This is a genomic window from Anaerocolumna xylanovorans DSM 12503 (genome assembly GCF_900143645.1).
GTDB lineage: Bacteria > Bacillota > Clostridia > Lachnospirales > Lachnospiraceae > Anaerocolumna > Anaerocolumna xylanovorans.
This window is the reverse complement of sequence record NZ_FRFD01000014.1, coordinates 151,543-158,289: the sequence shown is the minus strand read 5'-3', so window position 1 is coordinate 158,289 and position 6,747 is coordinate 151,543. Positions and strand designations below refer to the sequence as shown.

Here is a 6,747-nt window from a genome sequence, read left to right as displayed (position 1 = left end):
GATAAGGTAGTGTTAGAGGCATACTTCAGCTATTATGATAAGAACGGCGGTAATTATGGAGCGAATACCAATAAGATAGAGAAGATAAGTTTTGTAGAAGGGACCATCTGGGATATCCCCTATATCAGGAATGCTGTGCTGGCTGTAACGGAGGGAAATGACATCATAACAGGATATGAGGAAAGCGATGATACCATAGACGGACTAGGAGGGAATGATACTCTGTCCGGAGTAGGAGGGAACGACACCCTCTATGGAGGAAACGGAGATGACCGACTGTATGGAGGATCCGGAAATGATACCTTATATGGAGGAACCGGAAATGATTACATGGATGGAGGAACCGGGAACGACAACTATTCTCTGGAAAAGAATTATGGACAGGACACCATATACGATTATGATTCAACAAGTGGAAATAAAGACATCGTCGATATCGGAGAAAATACACTAAATCTAATATTCAGCAAGGATGGAAGCAGCCTTAAAGTTTCAAATGCCAATACAACTGACCAGTTAACCATACAATCATGGTATTCAGGGGCCGCATACCAGACAGAGGTGTTTAAGGCTTCTGACGGAAGTCAGTTACTCAACAGCCAGGTTGACCAATTGATACAGTCTATGGCCGTATTTAGCCAGCAAAGCGGCATATCCTGGAATCAGGCAATTCAACAAAAGCCGGAAGAGGTACAGGCCATCCTGACACAATACTGGTCCCATCAGAATGCATAGGAAATACATACTTCAAGCAATACATGTCAGGATATGTAGATAGCATAAGCTAGAGAGGAAAGATAGATTTATGCGGAATGTAGAATAAGTGCACTTTGCATAAATCTATTTTTATGCCGGTTTGAGGCTGGCATATCGTACATAACAAGATAAACCTAAAATGAATATTAACTGAGGTCAAATAATATGGACAAAATAGTTAACACCAGGGTAGAAGCTGAATCAGGTACGGAAGATGCAAACAGAGAACAAAGCAGGAGTGCAGTTGACACAGGTTTAAACTGCTTTATTATGCTTGCCAAATTTCATGGTATAAGCGCCGATCCTGACCAGATAAAGCATGCCTTTGCCATAGGCGAAAAAGGCATGTCAAGGATTGATTTGTTAAGGGCGGCAAAAGAGCTGGGTTTAAAGGCAAAAGATGCCCCAGTTAAGTTTGAAAGACTCTCAAAGCTTCCTCTTCCTGCTATTGCAGAGTTTAAGTCAGGTGAATTTATTATACTGGCCGGAATCGAAGAACAGAAAATACTAGTTCTTGATCCTGTAGAGGGAAGAACTAAAATTATAACGAAAGAAGAGTTTATCGAAAAATGGAACGGCAGTGTAATACTGCTTACTCCAAGAGGGTATAAAAGTTCAGACCATAAATTCGGTATCAAATGGTTTCTTCCAGTCATCTGGAAATACAGAAAGCCTTTGGCAGAAGTGCTGATAGCTTCTCTGGTATTACAGCTTTTTGGACTTGTTACACCCGTATTTATGCAGGTAATCATTGACAAGGTGCTTGTACATAAAGGAATTACAACTCTTAACGTGCTTACCATCGGAATAATAGTTGTGACGGTTTTTGAGGCCATTATCAATATTTCACGGACATATGTTTTCACACATACTACCAGCAGAATTGATGTAACACTTGGAGCAAGACTCTTCAAACATCTTTTTATGCTTCCGCTCCGGTATTTTGAGGTTAGAAGAGTGGGGGACACCATAGCGAGAGTCAGGGAATTGGAAAATATAAGACAATTCTTAACCGGAGCACCCTTGACCTCAGTACTGGATGTGATGTTTATTATCGTATACATAGCAGTAATGTTCTTTTACAGTACCAGCCTTACCTTTATAGTGCTGGCAACGCTCCCTTTTTTTGTTGCTCTCTCTCTTATTGTAACCCCTTTATTAAAGCACAGGCTGGATGAAAAGTTTAACTGCGGAGCAGAACAGCAATCCTACCTGGTTGAAGCCGTTACGGGGGTACAGACGGTAAAATCCTTTGCTCTTGAGCCGGAAGCACAAAAAAAGTGGGAAGGGCTGATATCAAATTATATCAAGTCCAGCTTTAAGACCTCGACATTATCAGGAGTAGCCGGAGCAATAGGACAGTTTATCCAGAAAGTATCGGATTTGCTAATCTTATGGCTTGGAGCCAGGCTTGTAATGACCGGAGATATAAGTGTGGGACAGTTGGTGGCCTTTCGAATGCTGTCGGGAAGAGTCAGTAATCCTATTTTAAGGCTTGTACAGCTTTGGCAGGATTTCCAGCAGACAGGCTTATCCATAGAAAGGCTTGGAGATATTTTCAATACGACACCCGAGCCTTCCATGGACCCGGCCAAGGCAAAGCTGCCTGCCATTAACGGGCACATAAGATTTGAAAAGGTCAGGTTCAGGTACAGGATAGACGGGCCTGAGGTAATCAGGGACATGTCCTTTGATATACGGCCGGGCATGATAATAGGAATTGTAGGAAGGAGCGGCTCGGGAAAGAGCACTATCTCTAAGCTTATGCAGAGGCTTTATATCCCGGAAGCCGGAAAGATACTGATAGATGGTGTGGATATATCACTTGCAGACCCGTCATGGCTAAGAAGGCAGATTGGCGTTGTGCTGCAGGAAAACTTCTTATTTAATGGGACAGTACGTGAGAATATTTCAATTCATTATCCTTCCATAAGCATGAATGAGATTGTGAGAGTGGCGAAAATTGCGGGAGCACATGATTTTATTCTTGAGCTTCCTGAAGGCTATGATACGATGGTCGGTGAAAAAGGTTCTGCACTCTCGGGGGGACAAAGGCAGAGAATTGCAATTGCCCGGGCGCTGCTCACAAATCCAAGAATATTGATTTTTGATGAGGCTACATCTGCATTGGATTATGAATCGGAAAGCATTATTCAAAGAAACCTGAAACTGATGTGTCAGGGAAGAACGGTTATTATCATTGCGCACAGGCTTTCAACATTAAGGGACGCACATAAAATAATGGCTATTGACCGTGGAAACCTTATTGAATACGGAAGCCATGAGGAGCTGTTAGCCAGAAAAGGTCTTTACAGTCATCTTTACAGCCAGCAGGAAAGGGGGATTTAATATAATATGCTTTTTAAGAGAGACAACCTTGAATATGAATTTTTGCCTCCTGCATTGGAAATTGAGGAGACACCACCTTCTCCTCTGGGAAGATTTACTATTTGGACAATATTTGCCATCTTAATTATTGCCCTGGTGTGGTCATATGTTGGAAAAATAGATGAAGTGGCAACAGCAAGAGGCAAAGTAATTCCCGAAGGAAATGTAAAAGTCATCCAACCTTTGGAGCTAAGTACAATTACTAAAATTTATGTAAGTGAGGGACAGCGGGTAAAGATGGGCCAGCCTCTTATGGAATTGGATTCGTCAACAAAACAGATAGACATAGATAGCACCCAAAAATCACTGGATATTGCAAAACTTGAAAAAGACATTTACAGTGCCGAACTGAAAAATAAAAGCATTGATAATATACTGATTGCATCCACGCTTCCGGAAGATATACTGCAGTCCGAAAGACAGCAGATGGAAGCAAGTGAGGCTGAATTCAAGGCGAAGGAAGAAAGTGCAAAATCCAGGATATCACAAAGCCAGGATCAATTAGACATAGACAAATATGAATTGTCCGGTATTGAGAAGAAACGTTCCAAGTTGACAGAGGAGCAATCAGACTTAAAGGCTCTATATGAAGATGTGGGAGCACCGAAAGAAGATGTGGACGATAAGAATGATGACCTTTTCGATGCAGAGAACAGCTACCAGAAACAAGTGCTTAAGGTTCGGCAGTCGAAGGCCGATCTGAAGGCTGACGAGGAAGAACTGAATGCTTTGCAAAAAGACCGGGAAAATCAATTACTCAATCTGATACTGGACAGGGACAAAAAAATAATAGATATCGAAGCACAATTAAATAAGGAAAAAGAAATGCTGAAATTCCAGAAACTTAGTTCACCGGTAGACGGAACCGTTAACGGATTGACCACCAATACTATCGGAGGGGTAGTTACACCTGCACAACCCATCATGTCCATCGTTCCGGATGATGCCACTCTTGTTGTGGAAGCATTGGTACTAAATCAGGATATTGGGTTTATAAAGGTTGGACAAGAGACAGAAATAAAGTTTGACACATTTCCCTTTCAGAGGTATGGGGTTGTCAAAGGAAAAGTTATAGCCGTAAGCCCTGATGCATATGAGGATCAAAAGTTGGGAACTGTTTATAAAATCAAGGTTCAAATGGATAAAACGGAAGTATTTGTCGTAGATAAATGTGTTAATATTGTTCCAGGCATGACAGCAACGGTAGAGGTAAAGACCGGGAAGAGAAAAATAATAGAATTTTTCCTTGATCCCTTCACAAAGAGCGTCAAGGAAAGCTTACGGATGAGATAGGAAAGGCTGGGAGTATTATGTTTGGTAAATGGAAATTTGTTGCGAGGGCTTTTGTAGCGGCAGTTATTCTTCTGTTGTGTACAACTACGGTATCTTATGCGGAATTTAATGATATTTCCCAAGACTCATGGTATGCCGGAGCCGTGAACAGAGTGACTGCGCTGGGACTTATGAGAGGCAATGAAGATGAGGCTTTCAAGCCTAAAGGGTATATTACAAGAGAGCAGTTTGCAAAGATAATAGTTATGGCGGCAGGGTATGCAGATGAGGCAAAAGCTCTTAAGGGTACACGGATTTTTGATGATGTGAAAGCAGGTACAAGCTTTAATGGTTATGTGGCTGTTGCGTACAAGAAGGGGATTATGAAGGGCATTACTGCACGCAATTTTTCTCCGGAAGAGGATATAACTTTCTCACAAGCCTGTATTGCTATTGTGAGAGTTCTCGGGTTTAGTGAAAAAAATGTGCCTGATAGTGGTTGCGTCAAAAAAGCAAGGAACCTTGGGGTGAGCCAGGGGATAGCGCTAAAGAGCGGCGATAAACTTCAAAGATGGGCCGCCGCTGTAATGATAGACAAAATATGGATAACCAATGTTAAGAACAACAAGCTGGAAAACCTTAATAAGATGCTTAAAGATGTGCCTTCTTTATATACGGAGGCTATTGTTCTGGCAAACTCAAAAATTCTTAACAGCCTAGCCAATTCACAAATAACAACGGACAAAGGTACTTACTACCTATTGGATTCAACGTCCAAAATAGAGCTTGGAGCAAAATACAGGTTCATTATATATGACGATAAAATACTAAAAGTTATGAATATGGTCAAACCTTCAAAAAAGGTTACGGTAAGCAGTTTTGTTGGTACCACAATAACTTGCAAAAATGCAGGTAAAACAGAGAAGATAGTTTTACCTGAAAATACCCAGTACTATTACAAGGGACAAAAGCAAGGTTATACAGGGATACAGGATATTCTTCAGGCAGATTCCTCTTTGGTATTAGTTCATGATAATGATAAGGTGGGGTACGAATATGCAGTAATTTTTGACCCTGTATATAAAAAACCTGAAATATGCAAGAACTTTGATAAGTCCAGTAAAAGGCTTGGAAGTATCAGCTTTTACGATGATCCTGATATTGTCAGGGCTGGTGATATTATTGATGCTTCAGGGCTTGAAGATAATGATGTTGTTTATGAAGTGACTGATATATGGGGCTCCAACAGATATATACTGGTTGTAAGCAGTAGAACCGAAGGTAAGTTAAAAGAAATATTGCCGAATAAACTGTCTCCAAACCGGATAAAGATTGACGACAAGGAGTTGGAGCTTGGAAAAGACATGGAATTAAATAAGATAAACAGTTCAAAAGGTGCGTTTAAGGTGAATGACAATATAGCCGCATTAATGGGATATGACAATAAAGTTGTGGATATAATTGGACTTGACCACGAACCTGGTAAGGAAGTACAAGGTATAATTTTGGACGAATCAAGTTCTTCAGGTAAAGCTGGTTCTAGACAGGTACGGACCAACCAGGGAACTTTTTACCTGGTAGATGGCAGTATAAAGCTTGAAACGGGCAATGAATACAAGCTTACCATTGCTGATGATACAATAATTGAAGCGGGTGAAAGGCTTAGAGAAACTGAAGCGGTCACCGTTCTAAGTTCGGTAGAGTCAACGATTATGTACAAAAATGGAGACGAAGCGGCAATAGAAAGCAGGACTCTTTCTGATAAAACTTTATACTACCATAATGGGACAAATATTAGCCTGGAGAGCATCAAAGATATTTTACAGGTAGATACATCAATCATATTTACTTATAATAAAAGCAAAACGGGATATGAATATGCAATTGTTATTGATCCGGTATACAGTAACCCCAAGGTTGGACCATCCGGGTTTACAGGATATAGCAACATAATAAAAGATGGAGACTTAATAAACTATAACCAGATTATGTACAACGATGTGGTATACATAGTTTCAGATATATGGAATAACAACCCTTACTTGCTTGTTATAGCCAATAGACAGCAGGGGATAATTTCAGGGTTTACGCCGAACAGACTTTCTCCGAAGGGTATAAAGATAAAGGATACGGATGGTGTCGAACACCCCTATGACTTGAGCGAAGACATGGATTTTGACAAACTTGCTTCTATAAAGATAGGAAGTGCGGTGACTCTATTATTTGGCTATGATGGTGAAGTTGTAGATATTATGAAGTGGTAGTATAAATTTGTTTATTAAAACACTGCAATGTGGTAAAATAAAATCCATGGCCTTATATTTTTAAGTA

At 40.5% G+C, this 6,747-nt stretch carries 4 protein-coding genes; all 4 read left to right on the top strand.

Annotated features, from left to right (window positions below):
* Positions 1-735, top strand: a 735-nt coding sequence (locus BUF11_RS24990; protein WP_278277169.1) for a calcium-binding protein, incomplete at its 5' end; no start/stop codon positions are given.
* A 186-nt stretch (positions 736-921) separates the two neighbouring features.
* Positions 922-3,105 carry a type I secretion system permease/ATPase gene (locus BUF11_RS21335; protein WP_073590905.1) on the top strand — a complete coding sequence of 728 codons (2,184 nt, stop codon included), beginning with the start codon at positions 922-924 and terminating at the stop codon, positions 3,103-3,105.
* 6 nt (positions 3,106-3,111) lie between these two features.
* Positions 3,112-4,437, top strand: a complete 1,326-nt coding sequence (locus BUF11_RS21330; protein ID WP_084558807.1) for an HlyD family type I secretion periplasmic adaptor subunit — start codon at positions 3,112-3,114, stop codon at positions 4,435-4,437.
* A gap of 17 nt (positions 4,438-4,454) precedes the next feature.
* Positions 4,455-6,680 carry an S-layer homology domain-containing protein gene (locus BUF11_RS21325; protein WP_073590904.1) on the top strand — a complete coding sequence of 742 codons (2,226 nt, stop codon included), beginning with the start codon at positions 4,455-4,457 and terminating at the stop codon, positions 6,678-6,680.
* The last annotated feature ends 67 nt before the right edge of the window (positions 6,681-6,747 follow it).

What these genes read in the sequence shown, in the direction of transcription:
- BUF11_RS21335 (WP_073590905.1), top strand. Translation starts at nt 922, where the DNA reads ATGGACAAAATAGTTAACACCAGGGTAGAAGCTGAATCAGGTACGGAA.
- BUF11_RS21330 (WP_084558807.1), top strand. Translation starts at nt 3,112, where the DNA reads ATGCTTTTTAAGAGAGACAACCTTGAATATGAATTTTTGCCTCCTGCA.
- BUF11_RS21325 (WP_073590904.1), top strand. Translation starts at nt 4,455, where the DNA reads ATGTTTGGTAAATGGAAATTTGTTGCGAGGGCTTTTGTAGCGGCAGTT.